This is a genomic window from Methylobacterium isbiliense (assembly GCF_022179325.1).
Classification (GTDB): Bacteria; Pseudomonadota; Alphaproteobacteria; order Rhizobiales; family Beijerinckiaceae; genus Methylobacterium; species Methylobacterium isbiliense.
Window position 1 is genome coordinate 22,828 of record NZ_BPQQ01000101.1, and the last position, 23,695, is coordinate 46,522.

The 23,695-nt window shown below is 72.5% G+C and carries 19 protein-coding genes; 16 read left to right on the forward strand and 3 right to left on the reverse strand.

The features are described 5' to 3' along the window. Positions 1–59: 59 nt before the first annotated feature. Positions 60–1,337 (reverse strand): polysaccharide biosynthesis/export family protein, encoded by a 1,278-nt coding sequence (locus tag MFF61_RS30545; protein ID WP_238241455.1) that lies wholly within the window; start codon positions 1,335–1,337, stop codon positions 60–62. A 245-nt stretch (positions 1,338–1,582) separates the two neighbouring features. Between MFF61_RS30545 and MFF61_RS30550 the strand changes: the two genes are divergently transcribed. The 3 genes from MFF61_RS30550 to MFF61_RS30560 all read left to right on the forward strand — a co-directional run bounded on the left by MFF61_RS30550 (position 1,583) and on the right by MFF61_RS30560 (position 4,152). After that, positions 1,583–2,734 (forward strand): alginate lyase family protein, encoded by a 1,152-nt coding sequence (locus MFF61_RS30550; RefSeq protein WP_238241456.1) that lies wholly within the window; start codon positions 1,583–1,585, stop codon positions 2,732–2,734. A 121-nt stretch (positions 2,735–2,855) separates the two neighbouring features. Further along, positions 2,856–3,131 carry a hypothetical protein gene (locus MFF61_RS30555; RefSeq protein WP_238241457.1) on the forward strand — a complete coding sequence of 92 codons (276 nt, stop codon included), beginning with the start codon at positions 2,856–2,858 and terminating at the stop codon, positions 3,129–3,131. 220 nt (positions 3,132–3,351) lie between these two features. Continuing rightward, entirely contained in the window at positions 3,352–4,152 is an 801-nt protein-coding gene (locus MFF61_RS30560) for a metallophosphoesterase (protein WP_238241458.1), read from the forward strand. 12 nt (positions 4,153–4,164) lie between these two features. Here MFF61_RS30560 and MFF61_RS30565 read toward each other — a convergent pair whose 3' ends face one another. Then, positions 4,165–5,433, reverse strand: a complete 1,269-nt coding sequence (locus MFF61_RS30565; protein ID WP_238241459.1) for a glycosyltransferase family 4 protein — start codon at positions 5,431–5,433, stop codon at positions 4,165–4,167. Between the two features lie 4 nt (positions 5,434–5,437). Continuing rightward, a complete protein-coding gene (locus MFF61_RS30570; RefSeq protein WP_238241460.1) occupies positions 5,438–6,751 on the reverse strand; it encodes a nucleotide sugar dehydrogenase in 1,314 nt (437 codons plus the stop codon). A gap of 356 nt (positions 6,752–7,107) precedes the next feature. Here MFF61_RS30570 and MFF61_RS30575 point away from each other — a divergent pair, with 356 nt between their 5' ends. From MFF61_RS30575 to urtE, 13 genes are all read left to right on the forward strand, one after another. Then, positions 7,108–8,556, forward strand: coding sequence for an undecaprenyl-phosphate glucose phosphotransferase (locus MFF61_RS30575; RefSeq protein WP_283206056.1), 1,449 nt, complete (start codon positions 7,108–7,110; stop codon positions 8,554–8,556). A gap of 106 nt (positions 8,557–8,662) precedes the next feature. Continuing rightward, the gene (locus tag MFF61_RS30580) at positions 8,663–10,117 is read left to right on the forward strand and encodes an O-antigen ligase family protein (RefSeq protein WP_238241461.1); all 1,455 of its coding nucleotides are present in this window, start codon (positions 8,663–8,665) and stop codon (positions 10,115–10,117) included. Beyond that, positions 10,110–12,401 carry a Wzz/FepE/Etk N-terminal domain-containing protein gene (locus MFF61_RS30585; RefSeq protein WP_238241462.1) on the forward strand — a complete coding sequence of 764 codons (2,292 nt, stop codon included), beginning with the start codon at positions 10,110–10,112 and terminating at the stop codon, positions 12,399–12,401. Before MFF61_RS30580 ends, MFF61_RS30585 begins: the two co-directional genes overlap by 8 nt. Before the next feature lie 103 nt (positions 12,402–12,504). Next, positions 12,505–14,745, forward strand: coding sequence for an AAA family ATPase (locus tag MFF61_RS30590; RefSeq protein ID WP_238241463.1), 2,241 nt, complete (start codon positions 12,505–12,507; stop codon positions 14,743–14,745). Between the two features lie 77 nt (positions 14,746–14,822). After that, a complete protein-coding gene (locus MFF61_RS30595) occupies positions 14,823–15,980 on the forward strand; it encodes an acyltransferase family protein (RefSeq protein WP_238241464.1) in 1,158 nt (385 codons plus the stop codon). 14 nt (positions 15,981–15,994) lie between these two features. Continuing rightward, complete coding sequence (locus MFF61_RS30600) at positions 15,995–17,167, forward strand: glycosyltransferase family 4 protein (protein ID WP_238241465.1); 1,173 nt, start codon at positions 15,995–15,997, stop codon at positions 17,165–17,167. Next, positions 17,167–18,639: an oligosaccharide flippase family protein gene (locus MFF61_RS30605; protein WP_238241466.1), complete on the forward strand. Its 1,473-nt coding sequence runs from the start codon at positions 17,167–17,169 to the stop codon at positions 18,637–18,639. Before MFF61_RS30600 ends, MFF61_RS30605 begins: the two co-directional genes overlap by 1 nt. Before the next feature lie 16 nt (positions 18,640–18,655). Then, positions 18,656–19,561: a glycosyltransferase family 2 protein gene (locus MFF61_RS30610; RefSeq protein ID WP_238241467.1), complete on the forward strand. Its 906-nt coding sequence runs from the start codon at positions 18,656–18,658 to the stop codon at positions 19,559–19,561. Further along, positions 19,558–20,571, forward strand: a complete 1,014-nt coding sequence (locus MFF61_RS30615) for a glycosyltransferase family 2 protein (RefSeq protein WP_238241468.1) — start codon at positions 19,558–19,560, stop codon at positions 20,569–20,571. The genes MFF61_RS30610 and MFF61_RS30615 overlap by 4 nt, the downstream gene beginning before the upstream one ends. Next, a complete protein-coding gene (locus MFF61_RS33955) occupies positions 20,572–21,360 on the forward strand; it encodes an LbetaH domain-containing protein (RefSeq protein WP_283206057.1) in 789 nt (262 codons plus the stop codon). A 185-nt stretch (positions 21,361–21,545) separates the two neighbouring features. Continuing rightward, complete coding sequence (gene rfbA / locus MFF61_RS30625; RefSeq protein ID WP_238241469.1) at positions 21,546–22,457, forward strand: glucose-1-phosphate thymidylyltransferase RfbA; 912 nt, start codon at positions 21,546–21,548, stop codon at positions 22,455–22,457. A 130-nt stretch (positions 22,458–22,587) separates the two neighbouring features. Further along, the gene (locus MFF61_RS30630; RefSeq protein ID WP_238241470.1) at positions 22,588–22,809 is read left to right on the forward strand and encodes a hypothetical protein; all 222 of its coding nucleotides are present in this window, start codon (positions 22,588–22,590) and stop codon (positions 22,807–22,809) included. A gap of 144 nt (positions 22,810–22,953) precedes the next feature. Continuing rightward, positions 22,954–23,649: an urea ABC transporter ATP-binding subunit UrtE gene (gene urtE, locus MFF61_RS30635; protein ID WP_238241471.1), complete on the forward strand. Its 696-nt coding sequence runs from the start codon at positions 22,954–22,956 to the stop codon at positions 23,647–23,649. Positions 23,650–23,695: the final 46 nt, after the last annotated feature.

Genomic DNA, 23,695 nt, shown 5'->3' on the forward strand with positions numbered 1-23,695 from the left:
CGGAGGCTTGGCGACGATTCGAGTACGGAACCAAGGGTCGTCCTCGACGGCCGTTGGTCTTACTGCGTGGGCTTGAAGTCGTACTCGACCTTGAGGGCCACCTCGATCGTGTCGCCGGGCTGCAGATCGGTCTCCTCGTCGGCCGGGATGCGCGTGCGCTGGGCCGGGTCGGTCCGGCGATAGACGGCGATCTCGGGCGTGCCGCCGCCGCCGCGCACGAGCTGCGAGCGCACGACGCCCGTGTAGAGCAGCTTCTCGCCCACCGCCTGCAGCTTGGCGCGGGTCTGGGCGAGCTTGATGTCGTTGTCCTGCAGGTCGCGCAGCACCTCCGCCCGGCGCTGGTCGACGAAGCGGTCGACCGACCGGGCCGCATCCTGGCGGTCCTTCTTCGCCTGCTCCGTCTGCACGCCGATCTGGAGCGCGCGGGTGGAGGAGAGCAGGCTCAGGCGGCGGGTCTCCAGGGCGCGGGTGATCGGCACCACGCCGCGCCGGTTGAGGTCGTTGATGCGCTCGATCTCGCTGGAATCGAGCTGGGCGCCCTCGTCCTCCTTCTTGCGCTGCTCGGTCAGGACCTCGATGCGGTCGTCGTAGAGCTTGACGGTGCGCTTCAGGTGGTCGCGCTCGCGCGAGAAGTCGCCGGCGCGGGCCGCCAGCAGCTTCTGCTCGTTGTCGAGGATCTGGTTCAGCACCGGGGCGGGCAGCGGGGCATCGAGAACCGCCTTGCGGTCGAACTCGGATTTCCCGTCGAGTTCGGCGCGCAGCCGCGCGGCCGTCGCCTGTCCGCGCGCGAAGTCGGCCCAGAGCGACTGGTACTCCCCGCGCAACTCCGCGGTCTGGAGGATCGGGCTCTCCATCCGGAAGCGCTGCAGGTCGTAGCCGCCCGCCAGCGACACCGCCTGCCGCACGCTGAGGCCCGGCCGGTAGGGCTGCTCGCCGGGCTTGGCCACGTCGCCGCTGACGTAGATCGGCCGGTACTCGGCGATGGCGAGCGTGATCTCGTCGCCGGAGATCACCGTGAGGTTCTCCTTGCCGTCCTGGCCCCGGATGGTGAGGCTGCGGTTGGGCAGGAGCGTCTTCACCTTCTCGCGCGCCGCCGCGACCGGAAACCCCGCGACCCTCACCTCGCCGATCAGCGGGAAGGACACCTCCCCGTCGAGGTTCACCGTGAGGCGCTGCTTCATCTCCGGCACGCCCGCCACCGAGAATTCGAGCACGTCGCCCGCCTGGAGGCGGTATTCCGCGGCCGTCGCGGCCCCGCCGACCAGCAGCGCACCCGCCGCCGCCACGGCGCGCGCCGCCCGCACCATCCCCGCTGCTCCTGCTGTCCGACCCGTCATCCTCCGGTTCCTCCTGATGGTGATTGCACAGATGTAATCAATCCGCGCGCCGTGCGCGGAAATGCTTTTTGAATCAGCGTGTACCGTGTAGAATACATCGCATCATGGCAAGAATATCCAGAAATAGCCCGTAGACGGTCTGCACATTGCTGAGTTAGACTGATGCTCGAAGGGCGCGGCAGGCCCGATTGCCGCCCGGCGGCTGCGGCCTGCTCGCCCCGTCCCCGATCGTGGAGATGTCTTGCATGATGCGCCCGCTCATGACCCCGCTCGCCGTGCTGGCCTGCCTCGGTGCGACCCTGCCCGGACGCGCCGCGTCGCCGGCCGTCGTCTCGGGCTTCGCGGTGGAGGGGGCACGGGCACTGCGCGGGCAGCCCGCCGGTGCGGCCGCCTGCCCGGCCCCGGTCGAGCCCGTGGCGGACATGGCCGGCCTGCAGTCGCGCTACGATCCGAAGGACCCGACCCAGTCGCGCGTCAGCGCCGAGCGGGAGCGCCACGAGGCCGATCGCGGCGGGCGGCTGATGGCCTTCGCCACCGCGCTCGCCCGGCTCGCCGACCAGGCGGTGGCGAGCCGGCCGGCCAATCCCGACCTCGCCCGCTGCGCCCTGCACCAGATCGCCGTCTGGGCGCGCCGGGACGCGCTCTTCGCCGGGTCCGAGCGCAACGACGAACTCGGCCGGCACCAAGCCGTGATGACCCGGGCGTGGCACCTCGCCAACGTCGCGGCGGTGATGCTCAAGGTGGCGCCCGGCCCCGGCGGCGCCGACGGGGCCGCGTCCCGCGCCTGGATGGCGCGGCTCGCCCGGTCGGTCATGGACGAGTACGGGGCCGACAACCAATGGTCCCGGCACGGCGCCAACCACCTCTACTGGGCCGGCGTTGGGGTCGGACTCGCGGGTGCGGTGCTGAACGATCCCGCCATGCGGGACTTCGCGGTCGCGGCCCTGCGGCGGGGCCTCGACGACATCGACGCGAACGGCGCCCTGCGCAAGGAGATGGCCCGCGGCGAGCGCGCCCTGTTCTACCAGCACTTCGCGGCGCTCGCCCTCGTGGTGCTGGTGCGCTACGCCGACGCCAACGGCATCGCCCTCGATGCCGCGCAGGAGACGGCGTTCCGGCGCATGCTCGCCTTCACGGCGGCCGGGACCCGCGATCCGGGCAAGGCGCAGGAGATCGCGCGCGCCCGGCAGCTGCCCACCCGGGACCGCCAGTCGCTGGCCTGGATCGACCCGGTCCTGCCCTGGCTGCGCCCGCGCGACCCCGACCTCGCCGCTGATCTCGACGCCCTGGCGACCGAGGCGCGGGCACGCCCGGCCTGGCACGTCTGGCTCGGGGGCAATGCGAGCGCGGTGCTCAACCCGGAGGGCAGCCCGCGCCCGCGGAGCGAGCGGCCCTGACGCCCTGCGTGCAGACCGGCTGCACTGCACGCAGGCGTGGTGCGATGCCGCAGGAACGGTCCGGTCGTCATGCCGTTCCAAGGCGCCTCGGTGAACCCTCACACCCTGGGAGCCTGAACGATTGACGATCGACCTTTCCCCGACCGGCCACGAGCAGTCGACCGGCTCCGCCGCGGAGCCGTTCGAAGCGACCATGCTGGCGCTGAGCCACGCCATCAGCGATCACGAGGAGCGGCGCCGCGCGCAGCTCGGCCAGATCGAGCAATTGGCGCGGTGCGGACAGAAGCGGGAGACCGCCCTGCTGGCCTTGGGACGGACGGAAAACGCGCTCGCGCTGATGCGGTCGCGGCAATCCTACCTGCGGACGGTGCTGCGGCTCGAGCCACCCCGGCTGTAGCCGACGCTCCGACGGCCGCGGCCCGGGGGGATTCCCTCCGGGCTGCATCGATGCCGGCCTCGCACGCCGGCCGGCCGCATCCGCCCCGCCCGAGCGCCGGGGCCGGCCTGCCGGTCATCTTCCGCGTGCGGTGCAGGCTGGTGTAGAAGCCCGGCGGCCGGGCGATCGGGGCGTCGCGCCCGGCGCGGCGCGGCGCGGGGGAGGTTCGGGAGATCGTGCGGTGAAGCGTGTCGCCGCCCCGGACCCGGGAGCCTCGCATCCGAGGCTCTCCCTGATGGACGAGTGGCGCCGCCGGCCCGGCGACGGCCTCGTCTACTGGCCGGCCCTCGGCGGGCGCTCGCTGGCGGTGTTCGGCGACATCCACGGCCGCGACGACCTCCTGGCCGACGCGCAGGCGCGCCTCGACGCCGTGGCGGGCGCCCGGGGCCTGCGCCCGCTGGAGATCTATCTCGGAGACTACGTCGACCGCGGCCCGGACAGCCCGGCGGTGCTCGATCGATTGATCGCCCGCGGGCGGGAGCGGGAGACGGTCTGCCTGCGCGGCAACCACGAGGCGCTGCTGCTCGGTGCCCTCGACGACCGCGCGGTGCTGCGCTCCTGGCTCGGCTGGGGCGGCGACGCCACCCTGCGCGCCTACGGCTGCCCGCTGCCGCGCAACCAGGAGCCCGCGGCGGCGGACCTCGCCGCGCTGCAGCAGCACCTGCGCCGGGCGCTGCCGGCGCACCACCGCGCCTTCCTGGCTGGCCTGCCGGTCGCCTACACGATCGGGGCGCTGCTGTTCGTCCATGCGGGCATCCGTCCCGGCCGCCTGATCGAGCGGCAGGACGAGGCGGACCTGCTCTGGATCCGCGAGCCGTTCCTGTCGTCCACGCGCGATCATGGCCTCCTCGTGGTGCACGGGCACACGCCGGTGGCCGCGCCCGATTTCCGCTTCAACCGCATCAATCTCGACACCGGCGCGGTCTATACCGGCGTCCTCACCTGTCTCCTGGTCTCGGACCGGTCGATCGAGGTGCTGTAGGCGGCACCGCGCTCACCCCTGACCATCCGTGCCGCGCGGCAGGGACCGCCCGGGCCGGGCGGGCGAGCAGGCCTCGCTCCAGGCCGCCCGGGGCACGTCCTCGCCGGCGAAGAGCTGGGCGTAGGCGGCCAGCAGCTTGGGCTCCTCGTAGGTCCAGGCCAGCTCCTCGCGCACGCGCCGCCGCCCGAACGCGCCCATCTCGGCCCGCCGGGCCGGATCGGCGAGGAGGTCGAGGATCTTGTCGCCGAAATCCGCCGGTTCGGTGTTGCGGGCGTAGAGCGAGGCGGCCCCGGCCGAGACGCGGCCCTCCGTGAGGTCGAACTGCACGATCGGCTTGGCGAGCGCCATGTACTCCATGATCTTGTTCATGGTGGACTTGTCGTTCATGGCGTTCGGCCGGTCCGGGTTGACGCAGACATCCGCCGTCGAGAGCGCGCTGAACAGCACCTCGTCCGTCACCCGGCCGGTGAAGGTGACGTAGTCCGACAGGCCCATCCCGGCGCAGGCGCGCTCCATCTCGGCGAGCGCCGGCCCGCCGCCGACGATCACGAACTGCACGTCGGTGCGCCCGCGCTCGACTACGACGTGGCGCGCCGCTTCGAGCAGCAGGTCGATGCCCTCCTGCTGCCCGATCACCCCGACATAGCCGACGAGGTGAGCGCGCCCGTTGCGCCAGTGCGGGTCGGGCGGCAACTCGCGGATGCGCGCCAGGCTCGGACCCGAGCGCACCACGTGCACGCGCGCCGGGTCCATGCCGCCGCGGGTGATGGCGATCTCCCGGTAGGAGCCGTTCGTGGCAATCGACACGTCGGCGGTCCGGAAGGTCAGGCGCTCGAGCAGCAGCATCAGCCGCCAGCCCCAGTCCCGGCGCCCGAACTTCGCCTCGTAGAGTTCCGGGTTGATGTCGTGGTGGTCGAACACGAACTTCTTGCCGAACAGCTTGAAGAAGCCGCCGACGAGGAAGATCAGGTCGGGCGGGTTGCAGGCGTGGATGGCATCGAAGCCGCGCTCGCGCAGCACCCGGAGGGCGAGCCGGAACTCCCAGAACAGGGCGGCGGAGTACTCGGCGAGGTAGCCGAGCGCGCCGTGCCCCTCGACCGGCAGCGGATGCCGGTAGATATGGACCCCCTCGATGACCTCGTGGCGCGCCTGCGCGTCGCGGCCGGTGGGGCAGATGACCGAGACCTCGTAGCCGGCCCGGCGCAAGGCGGTCGCCTCCGACCACACCCGCCGGTCGAAGGGGACCGGCAGGTTCTCGACGATGATCAGGATCCTGCGCATCGGCCTACCACAGGAAGCCGTCGTAACGGTCCTCCAGCGCCTCGGCCTCGGGCAGGCGCGCGAAGTCGAGGATGCGCTGGTCGGGACCGAGGAGGTCGGCCACCGCGCGGTACTCGGGCGACTTCGCGGTCACCACCACCGCCTCGGCATCCGCCACCGCCTCCTCGATCGAGCCGACCATCAGATCGGCGATGTGCGGGATCACCCCGTACAGGTAGTTGCGGTTGGCCCCCGTGAGCCGGGCGAGTTCGACGTTCCGGTCGAAGATCCGGACCTGACACCCCTTGCCGATCAGCCGCTCGATGATCTCGAGATAGGGGCTCTCGCGCAGATCGTCGGTGCCGGCCTTGAAGCTGAAGCCCAGGAAGGCGACGCGCTTGGCGCCGGTCTCCAGGATCCACTCGGTGCCACGCTCGATCTGCTGGCGGTTGCTGCGGCCGATATTGGCGATCACCGGCAGATCGAGGTCGTGCGAAAGCGCGTGGTGGGCGAGCGCGCGGGTGTCCTTGGGCAGGCACGAGCCGCCGAAGGCGAAGCCCGGCTTGAGATAGGCCTTCGAGATGTTGAGCTTCTCGTCGGCGCAGAACATCTCCATCAGGGCGTGGCTGTCGATGCCGGTCTGCTTGCAGATCGCCCCGATCTCGTTGCCGAACGTCACCTTCAGCGCGTGCCAGACGTTGTCGGCGTACTTCGCCATCTCGGCGATTTCGAGCGAGGTGCGGAAGGTCGGGCCGGGCAGCCCGTCGTAGAGCCCGACGAGCCGCTCGGCGGTCTCGGGGTCGATCTCGCCGATCACCGTCTTGGGCGGATCGTAGAAATCCGCGATCGCGGTGCCCTCGCGCATGAATTCGGGATTGCTCGCCAGGCCGAACCGCTCACCGACCTGCCCGCCGATCTCCTGTTCCAGGATCGGCAGGACCCGTCCGCGCACGGTGCCCGGCAGGACGGTCGAGCGCACCACGATCGAGTGGTAGGCGTTCTTGCCCGCGATCGCCTTGCCGATCTGGCGCGCCACCGTCTCGACCGCACTCGTGTCGAGGGAACCATTCGGGCGGCTCGGCGTTCCGACGCAGATCAGCGACAGGTCGGTGTCGAGGGCGGCCTCCTCGACATCCATCGTCGCGCGCAGGTTTCCGGCCGCGACGGCATCGGCCACGTATTCGGCCACGTCCTTCTCGACGATCGGCGCTCTGCCGCTCGTCAGCAGGTCGACCTTCGTCTGATTCAGGTCCACGCCGACGACGTGATGGCCCATATGCGCCAAGCAGGCCGAGCATACGGTGCCGACGTAGCCGAGGCCGAACACACTGACATTCATGCCTTGAATCCTCTTTCCGCGCAGGAATTGGGATGCGACCGTCGTCGTGGCGCCGGCTAAGCTCTCCGGCGGACACGGCATGATGTGACGTGGACTGGGGCAGTCCGATCGATTGCCGAGCTTGGCTCTATCGCACCGCAGTAATCGTGCGATCTGGGAGCGGGCCGCGTCAACCCCGAAAAATAAACCAACTTAGACCAAATATGACTAATTATTAGGCAAAATATGATTAATTTTTAGGCTTCCTAGGGCCGACCCTAGCCGATAACGTCCGGCCTCATCCAGAGCGGTTGTGCAGTGCGGTATGTCGCGGATCCGCGAGGAAGCCGGGCGGACCAGTAAGCAGGGACTCAGCAATGGTGGCCTCGTTCGAACCGTACCGCGCCCATGCCCGCCATGCGCCGCAGCCGATCGACAGGCGACAGACCCTCACCCTCCCGGTTCCGCTTCTCAGCCTCGCCGCCTGTCTGGCCGACATCCTGGCGATCATGTCGGCCGCCGCCGCCGCCGGCTTCCTCTATCATTGGGCCGCGTTCGGCACGCTCGGTCCGGTCGACGGATGCGTCGCGGCGGGCGCCGTGCTCGCCTCCCTGTTCGCGATCCGGATGCACGCCCGGGGGCAGTACGCCCTGGAGCGGCTGACCGCGCGGGGCCTCGGCGTCGCCGATATCCTCTCGACGTGGTTCATCGCCGCCGCGATCCTGATGGGGCTCGCCTTCCTGCTGAAGGCCGGCAGCGATGTCTCGCGGGGCTTCTTCGTCACCCTGGTCGCGGCCGGCCCGCTCGCGGTCTGCGCCGGCCGGGCGGGCGTCCGTGCGCTGGCGCGCCGGGCGGTGCGCGAGCACCGCGTGGTGGAGCGGCGCGTCCTGCTCATCGGCGAGCGCGGGGAGGCGCTGAGCCTCGGCCTGCAGCGGCGCCTGCGGGATTCGGGCACCCGCATCGTCGACGTGATCGCCTGCGACTTCCCGGGGGGCGACATCGAGGCCTGCGCGGCGGCGGCGATCGGGCGGGCGCGGGCCGAGCGGGTGGACCAGATCCTGATCTGCCTCAACTGGTCGCGCTTCGGCGAACTCAACGAGGTGCTGGCGCGCCTGCGGGTGCTGCCGCTGCCGGTCCTGCTCGTGGCCGATCACGGCCTGCGCAGCCTGCTCTCCAACCCGCTCACCCAGATCGGCTCGGTGCCGGCCGTCGAGGTGCAGCGCAGCCCGCTGAGCCTCGGCGAGCAGGCGGCCAAGCGCCTGTTCGACCTCGCCGTCGCCGCCTGCGCCCTCGTCGCCCTGCTGCCGCTCCTCGCGGCGGTGGCGGTGGCGGTGCGCCTCGACAGCCCGGGCCCGGTCCTTTTCCGCCAGACCCGGATCGGCTTCAGCGGCCGGCGCTTCCGGATCTACAAGTTCCGCACGATGACGACGCTCGACGACGGGGCGGTCGTCCGGCAGGCGCGGCGGGACGACGCCCGCATCACCCGGGTCGGCCGCTTCCTGCGCAGCTCCAGCATCGACGAGCTGCCCCAGCTCCTCAACGTGATCCGGGGCGACATGTCCCTCGTCGGCCCGCGCCCGCACGCGCTCGCCCATGACGACGAATACACCCGGCTGATCGCGAACTACGCCTTCCGCCACCACGTCAAGCCCGGCATCACGGGCCTTGCGCAGGTGAGCGGCTGCCGCGGCGAGACCCCGACCGTCGATCACATGGAGCGGCGCGTGGAGCACGACATCGCCTACGTCAACCGCTGGAGCCTCTGGCTCGACCTCAAGCTGATCGTGATGACGGCCGTCCAGGTCCTCAAGCACGACGCCTACTGAGTGCCACGCCGCGTCGGCGGCCTGTCGAGAACCCCAGAGCCGGTCGGGCGCGCGGCCACCCGCCGCCCGGACCCTCGTCCCGTTCGCCCGTCCGATTGAGGTGAGAATGACCCCGACGGCTGCGGCCCTGACCACCCTGAGCCCGGCGGGCCTGCCCACGGCGCGCCGCTCCGCCCGGCTGCGCGCCGCGGCGCCCGCGGGGTACCGGCCCGAGCCGCGCGCCGCGCTGGTCTGTGCCGCCATCCTGCTCGGCGGCCTGCTCTTCCCGAGCGAGGCGGCGATCAAGGCCGGGATCGTGCTCACCAGCCTGCGCATCGCGCTGCTCGTGCTCCTGCCCTGGAGCCTCATGGTGCTGGGGCGCAAGCTCACCCGCGGCGGCTACGTGCCGGTGATGTCCGACGTGGTCGTGCTCCTCCTCGTCCTGTGGATGGAGCTGGCGCTCGTGGTCACCCAGGGCCCGGCCGCGGTGGCGAGCGCCAGCGGGCTGCGCCCGGTGGAGTTCCTGAGCGCCTACCTCGCCGGCCGCTGCCTGTTCGGCACCCGCGCGGGGCTGGAGCCCTTCGCGCGCGTCCTCCTGGTGGTGGCCGGCATCCTGCTCCTCATGGCGATGATCGACCTCGCCTCGGGGGAGAACATCTTCGCACGCATCGCCCGTCAGGTCTTCGGCGTCGACCGGGGTGCCCTCTACATGACGCAGTACCGCTTCGGGCTGCCGCGGGCGCGGGCGTCGTTCGAGCACGCCATCCTGTTCGGCACCTTCTTCGCGACCTGCGCGACGCTGCTCTACCACCTCCTCGACAGCCCGACCCTGAAGGCGGCGGCCGTCGCCCTCTGCCTCGCCGGCGCCCTCTCGGCCCTGTCTTCGGCGCCGCTCCTCGCCTTCATGCTGTTCGTCGGCTTCGTCACCTACGACCGGCTGCTCTGCCACGCGACCTGGCGCTGGACGGCCTTCGTCGGCGTGCTGCTGTACGGGCTCGCGATGCTGCTGCTGCTGGTCGACGATCCGCTGCGCACGCTCATCGACCTGTTCACCCTCGACCCCCAGACGGGCGTCTATCGCTTCCTGATCTGGGAATGGGTCGCCTACAACCTGCAGGCTTCGCCGTTCTTCGGCATCGGCACCCGCGACTGGGTGCGGCTGTCCACCATGGTGTCGAGCGTCGACGCCCTCTGGCTCGCCCAGGCGCTCAATGCGGGCTATGTCGGCACGGCGCTGCTCGCGCTCTCGGTGCCGAGCGCCTTCTTCGTCTGGACCCCGCGCGCCACGCCGCGCCGCGACGATCCCTGGCACGCGCAGGCCCGCAAGGCCCTGACCATCGCGCTGGTGCAGCTCTGCTTCATCTCCTTCACGGTGTTCTTCTGGGGCACCGCCTGGGCGTGGTTCGCGCTCCTGATCGGCATCCGCGCCGGTCTCTCGGAGGCGCGCTACCTCGGCCCGGCCGCGCGCGGCGAGGACGGCGCGGGCGGCCTCGCCGCCCGGCTCCCCGCGCGCCTCGCCCGCCCGGCCGGCGCCGCGCTGCGCCGGCCCCTCGCCGAGGAGGTGCGTCGCGCCGATGCTTGACCGATCCGCCTCCGGAGCGCGCCCCGCGGCGCCCGCGTCCACCAAGCCGACGATCCGCCGCCGGATCAGCGATCCCGGGGACGTCTCCTACCTGATCTCGGTCGCAAGACGGCGCTGGCGGATCATCGCCGGCCTCGCGCTGGCCGGCCTCGCGCTCGGCGGCGCCTACCTCGCCGCGGCGACGCCCCAGTACCTCGCGACCGCCCGCATCCTGGTGGATTTCCGCCGCCTCGCCGACATCGGCCAGGACCAGCTCGCGATCAACAACAAGGTCAACGACTCGGCGGTCGACAGCCAGGCGACGATCATGACCTCCGACGGCGTGGTCGGGACCGTGGTCCGCGACCTCGGCCTCGACCGGGATCCCGAATTCGTCGAGGCCTCCTCCGGCGTCTCGCGCCTGCTCGCCCTGGCGGGCCTCGCCGAGGCGGCGCCCGAGACCGACGAGGCGCGCCGGCGCGTGGCGATCGAGGCGATGGGCAAGCGCCTGCGCGCGGTGCGCGTCGGCGTCTCCTACGTGATCGAGGTGCGCGCCCTGACGCGGGACGCCGCCAAGTCCGCCCGGATCGCCAACGGCATCGCCCGCGCCTACATCGACGACCAGCTCGCCGCCAAGCAGGAGACGGCGGGCAGCGCCAACGACTGGTACCGGCGGCGCGTCGCCGATCTCCAGGCCCAGGCCGGCGAGGCCGAGAAGGCCGCGGTGGAGTATCGCGCTCGCAACGAGATCATGCTGGTCGACGGCAAGTTCGTGGACGAGCAGCAGCTCGGCGAGCTCAGTACCCGCCTGATCACCGCCCGCAGCGACCGCGCCCAGGCCGAAGCCAAGCTGGAGCAGATCGAGGCGATCCTGCGCAACGGCGCGCAGGGGGCGGTGGCGGACGAGTTCCGCAACACCGTCATCGTGGCGCTGCGCCAGAAGCGGGCGCAGGTGAGCCAGCGCATCGCCGAGAACACCGACCGCTACGGCCCGACGCACGAATCCGTCGAGCGCGCCCGCGCGGAGCTGCGCGAGGTGCAGAACTCCATCGCCGAGGAGTTCCGGCGCCTCGCGGCGGGTACCCGCAGCGACGCGGCCGTGGCCAAGCTCAACGAGGAGGCGATCAGCCGCGGCCTCGAGGACCTCGCCGCCCGCTCGGGCCGCGCCCAGGCGATCCGGGTCGAACTCGCCCAGCTCCAGAGCAAGGCCGACACCTACAAGGCGATGCGCGACGCCTTCATGTTCCGCTTCACCGAGGCCGCGCAGGAACAGACCTACCCGGTCACCGAGGCGCGCGTGGTGAGCGAGGCCTCCGCGCCCCTGCGTCCGGCCTCCCCCGACCCGTTCCGCTCGCTGGTGGGCGGCCTCGCGGCCGGCCTCGGCCTCGGCTGCGTGGTGGCGCTCGCCCGCGAGATCACCTCTCGCCGCGTGCGCGACCGGGAGCAGCTGGAGGCGGCGGTGCGCGCGCCCTGCGTGGCGGTGGTGGGCGAGATGCCGGCCCTCGCCCGCTCCGGCGGGCGGGCCGTGCCGGGGGGCCGGCCGCTCGAATTCGCCGCGCGCGATCCCCTGGGCGCCTTCGCGGAGGCCCTGCGCGGGGTGCGGCTCGCCGCCGACGTGCAGCGCCCCCCGGAGCCCGGCCGCAACGGCATCGTGCTCGGCGTGATCGCGGCCCTGCCCGGCGAGGGCGCCACCACGGTGGCCTCGAACCTCGCCTCCGTGATGGCGGCGGCGGGCAGCCCGACGCTCCTCGTCGACCTCGATCTGCGCCGCCGCCGCCTCAGCGCGCTCGTGCGGCAGGACGCGGGCGGAACGGAGGCTGCGGGCCAAGAGGGCGGCCAAGGGGCCGGCCACGGCCTGCAGGAGGTGCTCGACGGCACGGCGCCGCTGCGCGAGGTGATCGACCGCCGGGAGGCGACCGGGCTGCACGTCCTGCCGTCGAGCGCGGTGCGCGACCGCCTGCATCCCGCCGAGCGCATGACCTCGCCCGCCCTGGAGACCCTGCTCGATGCCGGGCGCAAGGGCTACCGCTACGTGGTCCTCGACCTGCCGCCGATGCTGCCGGTCGCCGATGCCCGGGCGCTCGCGCCCCACGTCGATGCCTTCGTCCTCGTCACGCGCTGGAATCACACCACCCTGGAAGATCTCCAGAACGCCATGGCGCTGAACCCCGGGATCGCCGGCAAGCTCGTCGGCGTCGTTCTCAACCGGGCCGACCCGGTGATGCTCCAGCGCGCGGACGACCTCGTGCTGATCCGCAGCCTCGCCTACCTCGACGAGACGGCCCTCCGCCAGGAGGCCGCGTGATGCTCCCCTCCCGCCCCGATCGCGATCGCCCCCGCGGGCGGTCGGTGACCCCGACCGTCCCGGCACCTGCCCGGTGCGCCGCATCCCGTGGAGCCGTGCCCGCATGACCTACATCGATCAGGATCTCGCGCTCGCGCCCTATCCGGGGCGGGGTGCGTCGGGGCCGACGCTCCAGAACGAGATCCGCGCGGTTCTCGCGCTGCTGCGCCGCCGGCTGCCGCTGATCCTCGCCTGCGCGCTCCTCGGCGGGATCGTGTTCACGGTCTTCGCCTACACGGCGACGCCGCTCTACCGGGCGAGCGCCGAGATCTCGGTCGATCCCCGCCGCCTCAGCGTCCTCGACACCAAGGACGAGCGCCGCCGCCAGGAGCCGGTCTTCGACCCGGCCCGCGTCGACAGCCTCGTGGAGACGGTGCGCTCCGAGCGCATCACCCGCGCGGTGGTGGCCGACCTGAACCTCGACGAGGATCCCGAGTTCAACGGCACCCGTCCGGGCACGCTCGCGCGCCTCACGGCGTGGATCACCGGAGAGGCGCCGGACGCCCCGAGCCCGGCCGAGCGCCGGCAGGCCGCCGTGGAGGCGGTGGCCGGCGGCCTCTCGGCCGCCCGGGTCGAGAACACCTTCGTGATGGAGGTCCGTTTCCTGGCCGAGACCCCCGAGAAGGCCGCGCGGGTCGCCAACGGCTTCGCGCAGGCCTTCCTGCGCGACCAGATCCAGGCCAACAGCGACACCACCCAGCAGGCCGCGGGCTGGCTCAAGAAGCGGCTCGACGATCTCGCCCGCGAGGCCACCCGGGCCGAGGCCGCGGTCGCCGCCTACAAGCGCCAGAACAACATCGCGACCGCGGACGGCAAGTCGATCGACGATCAGGCGCTCGCCTCGATCAGCACCATGCTCACCGAGGCGGCGGGCACCACCGCGACCGCACAGGCCAAGCTCGACCGCGTGGTCGCGGTGAACCGCGCCGCCACGCCCGACCTCGCGGTGGCCGACGCGCTGACGAACGAGGTCATCACCAAGGTGCGCCAGCAATACCTGGAGACCACCTCCCGGGCGAGCGAACTCGCCTCGCGCTTCGGCGAGGAGCATCCGGTGGTCAAGCGCCTGCGGGGGGACGCCGCCAACATGATGGAATCGATGCGCAGCGAGCTGCGGCGCATCGAGGAAGTCTACCGCAGCGATCTCGAGATCGCCCGCAAGCGCGAGGCGGCGTTGCGCCAGAGCCTCGACGAGCAGTTCCGCAAGACCAGCGACATCGGCGCCCATCAGGTCCGGCTGCAGGAGCTGGAGAGCACCGCCCGCACGGCGCGTCAGGCCTACGAGGATTACGCCCAGCGCTACATCCAGACGGTGCAGCGCGAGACCTTCCCGGTCAGCGAGGCCCGGCTGATCGCCGAGGCGACCCCGCCCACCAAGAAGTTCTCGCCCAAGCGCACGCTGCTGATGGGGCTGGGCTTGGTCGGCGGCGGCGCGCTCGGCCTGCTGCTCGGCTTCGGAGTCGACTTCGCCGACCGCAGCCTGCGCACGCGCCGCGAGGCGGCGGAGGCGGTCGGCTGCGACTGCCTGGGCTTCATCCCGGCCGCCCGCGACGAGACCGGCCGCCAGGGCGCGGGCGACCCGGCCGGTCAGGGCCGGAAGGCCGCGCCGGGCCTCGCCTGGGACCACGTCCTGCGCCAGCCCTTCTCGATCGGGGCCGAGACCCTGCGCGCCATCCGGGTGGCGGCCGATCAGGCCCACGAGGGGCGGGGCGTGCGCTGCATCGGCGTCGTCTCGTGCCTGCCGGGGGAGGGCAAGACCTCGGTCTCGGCCAACCTCGCCCGGCTGATCGCCCGCAGCGGCCGGCGCGTCCTGCTCATCGACGGCGACCTGCGCAATCCGACGCTCACCCGCGGCCTCGCCCCGGAGGCCGTCACCGGCCTCGCCGACGCGCTGGACGGGGCCGATCTCGGCGCCGCCGTGCAGGGGAGCGCCGACCTCTCCCTCGACTTCCTGCCCGCCACCACGGGCGGCGCCCAGGCCGACGCCTACGAGATCCTGGGCTCGCCCGCGATGCGCGCGCTGCTGGCCGAGGCGCGCGAGCGCTACGACTACCTCGTGGTCGACCTGCCGCCGATGATGCCCGTCACCGACGTGCGCGCGCTCGCCTCCAGCATCGACGCCTTCGTGCTGGTGATCGAGTGGGGCGCCACCTCGCGCGAGCTCGTGGCCGACGCCCTGCGCTCGGCGCCCGTGGTCTGGGACCGCCTGCTCGGCACGGTGCTGAACAAGGCCCGCCTCAAGCAGCTCAAGCGCTACGGCGAGGCGCCCAGCACCTACTACCACGAGCGGTACATCAAGGCATGAGCACCGCCTGCGCCCGACACGAGAGGCCGGCGGGCACGGCCGCGACCGGCACCGCGCCGACCGGGACGGGCCCTGCCGTGCTGCAGGGATCGCACATTCCGGGTCTCGACGGGGTGCGGGCGATCTCGATCCTGTGCGTGCTCGCCGGGCATTACGGCTTCGGCCGCGTCGTGCCGGGCGGCCTCGGCGTCACCATCTTCTTCTTCCTCAGCGGCTTCCTGATCACCACGCTGCTGCTGCGCGAGCAGCAGCGGACCGGCGGCATCGACCTGCGCAACTTCTACATCCGGCGTGCCCTGCGGCTGACCCCCGAGATGGCTGCCTTCGTGCTGATCATCGCGGGCGTCGCCTGGGTCCAGGGCTACCTGATCCGCCCGGTCGAACTCATCGCCGCGCTGTTCTACTTCACGAACTACTACCACCTCACGGTCGGCATGTGCGGCTATGATGCCTGCGCGGGCTGGCACATGCTGTGGTCGCTCGCCGTCGAGGAGCACTTCTACCTCGTCTTCCCGCTCGCGCTGATCCTGATCGGCCCGCGGCCGCGCCTGCTCTTCGCCGCGCTGAGCGGGGTTCTGGTCCTCGGGCTCGTGTGGCGCCTCATCGTGGTCCTCGGCCTCTCGCTCGACCCCGACTGGACCTACAAGGCGAGCGACGCGCGCCTCGATTCCATCGCCTATGGCTGCTGGCTCGCGGTGGTCTTCGCCCGCTTCCCCGAGCGCCTGCGCTGGGCTTGGCGGCACGGCCAAGTGCTGTTCGCCGTCGCCGCCGCCCTCCTGCTCGCTTCGCTCGCCCTGCGCCACCCGGTGTTCCGGGAAACGGCGCGCTACTCGCTGCAGGGCCTCGCCCTCGCGAGCGCCTTCGTGGCGCTCTACGGCAGCGAGGCCGGCGGGCGGGTGCGCACGGCGCTCGAACGGCCGGCGCTGGTCCGGCTCGGGCGGCTCTCCTACGGCGCCTACCTCTGGCACTTCGTTCCCCTCGACATCGTCCTGCGCCAGCTCGGCGTGGCGCAGGCCGCGCTGCTCCCGCTCCACCTGAAGCTCGTAGTGGCTCCGCTCGCCGGGCTCGCGACGGTCGGGCTCGCCTACCTGTCCTACCGCCTCATCGCCCAGCCGGCGGCGGGCCTGCGCCACCGCTTCGGTCCGCGGGGGCGCTCCGCGCCGACCCCATCCCAGCCCACCCATCGGGATTCCGCGCCAGAGGGCGCGATGAGCCCGGCGGCCGGGCGGTCCTGAACCGGAGAGACGCCGTGCGCATCGCCTTCCTGTCCCCCGGCTCGCCGGAAACGCCCGCCGCCTGGAGCGGCACGCCCTATTTCTGCCTGCGCGCCCTGCGCGCCCAGTTCGAGACCGTCGTGCCGGTGCAAAGCCCGGCGATGCAGAGGCTGCAGCGGGCCCTGCGCCGGGCGGGGAGCCGCCTGCGCACCGACCCGGCGCGCGAGCCCGCCTTCGGGCGGCTCTACGCGCTCGCCCTGCGCCGCCAGCTCGACCGGCTGCGCCCCGACGCGGTGTTCGGGCTCGCCAGCACGACGCAGCTCGCCGGCCTCGTCGGCGACTACCCGGTCGTCCACTGCTCGGACGCCACCTTCCGGGGCATGTGCGGCTACTACCCCGACTGGTTCTCCGGCCTCTCGCCCCGTTCGGTGCGCAACGGCGAGGCGATGGAGCGCCGGGTGATCCTCGGCGCCGCGCTCGCCCTCTACCCCTCGGACTGGGCCGCGGCCTCGGCGCGCGACGATTACGGCGCGCCCGCTGAGCGCGTCCACACGGTGCCGTTCGGGGCCAACCTCGCCGATCCGCCGGCCCGGGATCCATTCCGGCGCGACGGCGTCTGCCGCCTGCTCTTCGTGGGCGTCGACTGGGCGCGCAAGGGCGGCGACCTCGCCCTCGCGGTGCTGCGCGGCCTCACCGCCGCGGGCGTCGCGGCGGAACTGCACGTGGTCGGCTGCACGCCCCCGCCCGAGGCGGCCGCCGTGCCCGGCCTCGTCGCCCACGGCTTCCTCAGCAAGGGCGATCCCGACCAGGTGCGGCGCCTGCAGGACCTCTTCGCCCGGGCCGCCTTCCTGATCGTGCCGAGCCGCCAGGAGGCCTACGGGCTCGTTTTCTGCGAGGCCGGCGCCTACGGCCTGCCGAGCCTCGCCACCGAGACCGGCGGCATCCCGACGATCGTGAGGCCGGGCGTCAACGGGTTCCTGTTCGCGCCCGAGGCCGGCCCCGGCCCCTACGTCGAGGCGGTGCGGGAGCATTGGTCCTCGCCCGACGCCTATGCGCGCCTGCGCGAGAGCACGCTCGCCCGCGCCCGTGCCGTGCTGACCTGGGACGCCTGGGGGGAGCGCAGCGCCGGACTGATCCGCCGTGCCGCCCGGCCGACCCCCGCGCCGGCCGCCGCCCGGCTCGCCCCCGCCGCCGAGGGCGCACGCTGATGGCGGCCCGCTCGCGCCTGCGCTCCGGGGCCACCCTCCTGTCGGCCAACCTCGCCGACATGCTGTTTCCCTTCGCGCGCAACGTCGCGCTCTCGCACACCCTGCCGGCCGACCAGTACGGGCTGGCGATCTCGCTCTCGGTGGTGGCGGCCTTCGCCGAACTCGCCACCGATATCGGCCTGCAATATTCGGCCGTGCGCGGGCACGGCGACATCGACCCGGACGAGGTCTACGGCACGCTGCACGCGGTGGCGCTGCTGCGCGCCGGCCTCATCGCCCTCGGCCTGCTGGCGGCCGCCCCGCTCGTGGTCTGGTCGCTCGATGCCGGGCACGCCCTCTGGGCCTTCCTGGCGCTCGCCGCCGTGCCGCTCATCCGCGGCTTCCAGAACCTCGGCGTCAAGGAACTGACCCGCTCCTACGAGTTCGGGCCGGACGCCGCGACGGTGGTCGCCGCGCAACTCGCCTGGACGCTGGTGGCCGTGGGGATCGCCCTCGTCGTGCGCGACTACCGCTGCATGCTGGCCGGCATCCTCGGCGGCGCCCTCGTCAGCGTCGTGGTCTCGCAGGCGATGGCGCGACGGCCCTGGCGGCTCGCCTGGAACCGCGAGGTCGCCCGCGAGGCCGAGCGGTTCGGGCGCCCGCTGATCCCCAACGGCATGGCCAACGCCTTCAGCATCATGGGCGACCGGCTCCTCGTCGGCAGCGCGCTCGGGGTCTCGGTGCTCGCCCTCTACAACAACGCGATGGGCATCGCGCTCATCCCCCGCGGTCAGCTCATCAAGTTCCTCACCAGCGTCTACCTCCCGGCCTTCGTCACCCGCACCCCGGCGGAGGCGGCGCGGGCGCGGCTGCACGACCAGTGGGCGGTCTGGCTGTCGCTGGCGGCCTTCGCGTACGGCCTCGGGCTTCTGGCGCTCGGGCGCCCGGTGATCGGCCTCGTGTTCGGCCCGGCCTACACGCCGTCGCTGGCGCTGATGAGCGCCATCGCGGTCGATGTCAGCGTCAAGACGCTGCTCGCCTTCCCGGTCCCGCCCTGCCTCGCCGCCGGCCAGACCCGCTTCGTGCTCTGGGGCTCGATCGCCGGGGCGGGGGTGGTGCTGATCGCCGCCGCGACCATCCCGCTCCACCGCTCGCTTGCGGGCTTCGTGGGCGGGCTGGCGGCGGGCGAGACCCTGGTCCTCGCCGGCATCGTCTGGCGCACGCTGGGCTGGCACGGCTTCTCGCCGCGCCTCGCGTGGTTCCTGGTGCTCTTTCCCGTGGGCGCGCTCCTGGCGCTCGCGGCCCTCGCGCCGCAGGCCGCCGCCCTGCCGGTCGGGCACTGGTTCGCGCTCTGCGTCGCCTACGGGCTGGCCGGGCTCGCCGTCTACGCGGTTGCCCTGCGCCTGAGCGGCCTCTCGCCCGCCGACCTCGTGCGCATGCGGGCGCCCGCGGACCGCACCGTGCCGGCGGCCGAGCCGGCGGAGGCAGCCTGAGATCATGGAGGCACTCATGCACGATTCCGCTGACGCGCCACCGACCGGCCTCGTCTCGGTGGTGATCCCGCACGTCGACGATCTCGCCAATCTCGACCGCTGCCTCGCCTTGCTGGCGGGCCAGACGCTGCCGTCCGGCCGCGTCGAGGTGGTGGTGGCGGATAACGGCTCGGCCGCGGGGCTCGCGGCGGTGCGGGCCGTGGCGGCGGGCCGGGCCCGGGTGATCGATGCGCCCGAGCGGGGGGCGGGGCCCGCGCGCAACGCCGGGGTCGCGGCGGCCCGGGGCGACATCCTGGTCTTCCTCGACAGCGATTGCCGCCCGGAGGCCGACTGGCTCGTCCGGGGTCTCGCAGCGCTCGGCGGGGCCGACGTGATCGGCGGCGCCGTCCGGGTGGTGGCCGAGAACGCCGCCGCGCCGACGCCGGTCGAGGCGTTCGAACTCGTCTTTGCCTTCCGCAACGACCTCTACGTCGCGCGCAAGGGCTTCACCGTCACCGCCAACATGTTCGTGCGCCGCGCCGTGTTCGAGGCGGTCGGCCCCTTCCGCAACGGCATGTCGGAGGACGTGGAGTGGTGCCACCGCGCGCGCGCGGGGGGCTACCGCCTCGCCTACGCGCCGGGGGCCGTGGTGGCCCATCCCGCGCGGCGGACCTGGGACGATCTCGTGCGCAAGTGGCGGCGCACCACCCGGGAGGCCTACCTGCTGGCGCGGCCCGGCGGCCTGCGCGTGCTGCCCTGGCTCGCCCGGGCTTGGCTGGTTCTGCTCTCGGCCCTGCCGCACGCCCTCAAGGCGATGCGGGCCGCCGAGATCGGGCCGTTGCGCGACCGGCTCGGCGCCGCCCGCGTGCTGCTGCGCATCCGCGGCTTCCGCTTCCTCGAGGCGCACCGCCTCGCCTTCACCCGCCAGGAGGCCGCGCGATGACCGGCGTGGCGGTGGGCATCGTCGGTTACCGCTGCCCCGAGGCGATCGCGGCCTGCCTGACCGGCCTCGATCGCTCGACCCATCCGGTGCGCACGGTGGCGATCTGCGAGAATGGCGGCCCGGAGGCTTTCGAGGCCCTGGCGGCCGCCCTCGGCGGCCTCGGATTCGCGATCTCCACGGATTCCGCCGGGGGAGGGGAGGCCACCGACCGATCCATGCGCCTCGCCCGGCCGGCCCGGGCGGGCGCCATTGCGGAGGTCGTCCTGTACCGGGCCGTGCGGAATCTCGGCTATGCGGGGGCGATCAACGCGATCCTCGATGCCCTGGCGCCGGATCCGCATTGGTCGGCCCTGTGGATCCTCAACCCGGACACCGAGCCGGCGCCAGACGCGCTCGCCGCCCTGGTGGCGCATGCCGGGCGGGGGGGCTACGGCATCGTGGGCAGCCGCCTCATCGTCAAGGGCTCAGGCCGGGTCCAGCTCTACGGCGGGCGCTGGCGCCGCTTCCTCGGGCGCGGCTACAACATGGGGCTCGGCGCCGCCGCCGAGGCGCCGGTCGACCCGGACGCGATCGAGCGCGACCAGCACTACGTGTCGGGCGCCGCCATGTACGTGACGCGCGACTTCGTGCGCCAAGTCGGCCCGATGAGCGAGGATTACTTCCTCTATGCCGAGGAGGTGGATTGGTGCCTGCGCCGGGGCGCCTTCCGGCTCGGCTACGCGCACGACGCGGTGGTGCAGCACGACCACGGCGCCACGATCGGCTCGAACCTCGACCGGCGATCGCGCTCGGCGATCTCGGTCTTCCTCGACGAGCGCAGCCGCCTGCTGCTCACCCGCCGCTTCTATCCCTACGCCTTTCCGGTCGCTGCGGCCGCGACCCTGCTCCTGACCCTGCAATACGTCCGGGCGGGCGCGGTGCGGAACTTCCGGGTGGCGCTCGCGGGCTGGTGGGCCGGGCTGTGCGGCGAGACCGGCGTCCCGGCCCGCCTCGTCCCGAAAGGCCAGTGAATGAGACCCGTCACCATCGATCCCGCCCTGAACGCCGGCCTCACGGCGCCGCGCGCCGCCGCGCGCGGGCCGGACCTGTCCGAGCCGGGACTGCGGCGCTCGAAGCGCCTCGCCTTCCTCCTCACCATCCTCGGGCGGCGCCTGCCGGACAGCTGGGTCTGGCGTCTGATCCGCCGCTGGGAGGGCGGTTCGGCGACGAGTGCCACGCTGCGGCAGGTGCTGTGGGAGCGCAACCGCGTGGTGGCCGGCGCCTTCTCGTACGGGTCGCTGCTCTACCCGACGCGCCATCTGCGCGAGGGCCTCGTCATCGGCCGCTACGTCTCGCTGGCCCAGACCGCCTTCTGGTCGTTCAACCACCCGACCGACCGCATCAGCAGCAGCCCGGCCTTCTACGAGGAGGGCGAGTACGGCCGCTTCACCAACCTGCCCGAGCCGCATCCCCGCCTGGAGGTGGGGCACGACGCCTGGATCGGCGACTACGTGGTCATCACCCCGCGCTGCCGCCGCATCGGCATCGGCGCCGTGGTGGGAGCCGGCGCGGTGGTCACGCGCGACGTGCCGGACTACGCGGTGGTGATCGGCGCGCCCGCGCGGGTGATCCGCCACCGGTTCCCGGAGGAGCTCCGCGCCCGCCTCCTCGCCTCGCGCTGGTGGGAATTGTCGCCCGACGACCTGCGGCCCTGGCGCGCCGCGCTGGCCCGGCCCGCCGAGGACGCCGCCAGCCTGCGCGCCCTCGACGAGATCGCCGCCCTGGTGCGCGCACGTACCAAGGACGCCGCGTCCGCCTGAGCATCATTCCGCCGGTCGCGAACGACAGGTGCCGAAGTGGTCACCGGTTCGGCGGCAAAGATGATGCAAGAACAAGAACTCAGCAGAGTTGCCCCGCGCAACTCTGCTTAGATCCCGGTCGTGCCGCAGGGTCGTGTCGGGCAACCGATGCGCGGCGTCCCGGCCCCCGCTCGAAGGAGATCATCATGAAGGGGATCGTGCTGGCCGGAGGCTCCGGCACCCGGCTCCACCCGGCCACGCTGTCGATCAACAAGCAGCTCCTGCCGGTCTACGACAAGCCGATGATCTACTACCCGGTCTCGGTGCTGATGCTCGCCGGCATCCGCGACATCCTGATCATCTCGTCGCCTGAGCACCTCGACAACTACAAGCACCTGTTCGGCACCGGCGAGCAGTTCGGCCTCTCCTTCTCGTACGCCCTCCAGCCCCGGCCCGAGGGCCTGGCCCAGGCCTTCGTCATCGGACGCGACTTCGTCGGCCCCGACCCGGTCTCCTTGATCCTGGGCGACAACCTGTTCTTCGGCGCCGGCCTGCAGCAGATGCTCGGGCGGGCGCGCGAGCGCAGCCGCGGCGCGACGGTGTTCGCCTACCATGTCGATCATCCGGAGGCCTACGGGGTGGTCAACCTCGACGCCGCGGGCCGGCCGACGAAGCTGGTGGAGAAGCCGACGCACCCGGAATCGACCTGGGCGGTGACGGGTTTGTACGTCTACGACAACCAGGTGCTGGACATCGCGGCGGCGGTGCGGCCCTCGGCGCGGGGCGAGCTTGAGATCACGGACGTGAACCAGGCCTACCTGGAGCGGGGGGAGCTGCACGTGGAGTGCATGTCGCGCGGCTATGCGTGGCTGGACACGGGCACGCACGACAGCCTGCTGGAGGCCTCCGAGTTCGTGCGGGTGATCCAGCGCCGCCAGGGCATGCAGGTCGCCTGCCTGGAGGAGATCGCCTACCTCCAGGGATTCATCTCCCGCGAGCAGGCGCTGGCGCGCGCTCATGCCTTCGCGAAGACCGGCTACGGCCAAGCGCTCCTGCGCACCATCCGCACGGTCGAGCCGGGCGGCGCGGCGGCCCGGTTGCTGCAGGCCGCCGAGTGACCGCCGGGACGCGCGCTTTGCGATTCGCACGGCTCCGCTTTGCTGCATATTGACAACGCGACGTCCGGTCCTCTTCAACAAAGCTGGCTCTCTAAGCTTCCTGCCGGCATAGGCGTTGAGGAACGGGACGATGTTTCTGCTGGCGGCGGCGGCCCTCCTCGGTGGAGCGGCGACATGGGCCGTGTTGGGCATGCTGGGCGTCGCCTTCGCCTGGATCGGGTTCCCGCTCGGCGGAAGCGTGGCGGCCCTGGCGGCGGGCGGTCTCGTGGCGCTGAGCCGCCGGCAGGCGCGCGCCCGATCCGGGCCGGTCTCCCGGGCCGATGCGACGGGCCGCACCCCCTCGATCCTCTGATTCGGTTTCCGGACGATCCGTTCCAGGAGCCGCATCGCGATGCGACTGCAACGCAGGCGCCGAGCGATCGATCGGATTTCGTGTGACGGCGCGATCCTTGCAAGCGCGGCCATGCCCCGGGGAGAGCGGGCGCGAGGAGAGGCCATGCTCAACGTCGACGCGATCGACCTTCATTACGGCGCGGCGCAGGCCCTGCGCGGCGTGTCGCTGACGGCCGAGGTCGGTCAGGTCACCGCCGTGCTCGGGCGCAACGGCGTCGGCAAGACCTCGCTGATGCGCGCCATCGTCGGCCAGCAGCCGGTGTCGAAGGGGGCAGTGCGCCTCGCGGGCGAGGACATCAGCCGGCTCGCCCCCTACGACCGGGCGCGGCGCGGCATCGCCTTCGTACCCCAGGGGCGCGAGATCTTCCCGCTGCTCACCGTCAAGGAGAACCTCGAGACGGGCTTCGCGCCGCTCAAGCGCCGCGACCGCCACGTTCCGGGCGAGATCTACGACCTGTTTCCGGTGCTCAAGGACATGCTGCACCGGCGCGGCGGCGACCTCTCGGGCGGGCAGCAGCAGCAGCTCGCCATCGGCCGTGCCCTCGTCACCCGGCCCCGCCTGCTCGTCCTCGACGAGCCCACCGAGGGGATCCAGCCCTCGATCATCAAGGATATCGGGCGGGCCATCAGCTATCTGCGCTCCAAGGGCGAGATGGCGATCGTGCTGGTCGAGCAGTATTTCGAGTGGGCGCGCGACCTCTGCGATGCCTACGCGGTGATGGACCGCGGCCAAGTCGTCGAGGCCGGTCCCCGCTCCGGCATGGTCGAGGCGCAGGTGCGCCGCTGGCTGTCGGTCTAAGCAGACTTGCGTTGGCAAGCCAACGCTTCGTCCGCTTAGGTTCTTG

What these genes read in the sequence shown, in the direction of transcription:
- MFF61_RS30545 (WP_238241455.1), bottom strand. Translation starts at nt 1,337, where the DNA reads ATGACGGGTCGGACAGCAGGAGCAGCGGGGATGGTGCGGGCGGCGCGC.
- MFF61_RS30550 (WP_238241456.1), top strand. Translation starts at nt 1,583, where the DNA reads ATGATGCGCCCGCTCATGACCCCGCTCGCCGTGCTGGCCTGCCTCGGT.
- MFF61_RS30565 (WP_238241459.1), bottom strand. Translation starts at nt 5,433, where the DNA reads ATGCGCAGGATCCTGATCATCGTCGAGAACCTGCCGGTCCCCTTCGAC.
- MFF61_RS30570 (WP_238241460.1), bottom strand. Translation starts at nt 6,751, where the DNA reads ATGAATGTCAGTGTGTTCGGCCTCGGCTACGTCGGCACCGTATGCTCG.
- MFF61_RS30575 (WP_283206056.1), top strand. Translation starts at nt 7,108, where the DNA reads ATGGTGGCCTCGTTCGAACCGTACCGCGCCCATGCCCGCCATGCGCCG.
- MFF61_RS30580 (WP_238241461.1), top strand. Translation starts at nt 8,663, where the DNA reads ATGACCCCGACGGCTGCGGCCCTGACCACCCTGAGCCCGGCGGGCCTG.
- MFF61_RS30585 (WP_238241462.1), top strand. Translation starts at nt 10,110, where the DNA reads ATGCTTGACCGATCCGCCTCCGGAGCGCGCCCCGCGGCGCCCGCGTCC.
- MFF61_RS30590 (WP_238241463.1), top strand. Translation starts at nt 12,505, where the DNA reads ATGACCTACATCGATCAGGATCTCGCGCTCGCGCCCTATCCGGGGCGG.
- MFF61_RS30605 (WP_238241466.1), top strand. Translation starts at nt 17,167, where the DNA reads ATGGCGGCCCGCTCGCGCCTGCGCTCCGGGGCCACCCTCCTGTCGGCC.
- MFF61_RS30610 (WP_238241467.1), top strand. Translation starts at nt 18,656, where the DNA reads ATGCACGATTCCGCTGACGCGCCACCGACCGGCCTCGTCTCGGTGGTG.
- MFF61_RS30615 (WP_238241468.1), top strand. Translation starts at nt 19,558, where the DNA reads ATGACCGGCGTGGCGGTGGGCATCGTCGGTTACCGCTGCCCCGAGGCG.
- MFF61_RS33955 (WP_283206057.1), top strand. Translation starts at nt 20,572, where the DNA reads ATGAGACCCGTCACCATCGATCCCGCCCTGAACGCCGGCCTCACGGCG.
- rfbA (WP_238241469.1), top strand. Translation starts at nt 21,546, where the DNA reads ATGAAGGGGATCGTGCTGGCCGGAGGCTCCGGCACCCGGCTCCACCCG.
- MFF61_RS30630 (WP_238241470.1), top strand. Translation starts at nt 22,588, where the DNA reads ATGTTTCTGCTGGCGGCGGCGGCCCTCCTCGGTGGAGCGGCGACATGG.
- urtE (WP_238241471.1), top strand. Translation starts at nt 22,954, where the DNA reads ATGCTCAACGTCGACGCGATCGACCTTCATTACGGCGCGGCGCAGGCC.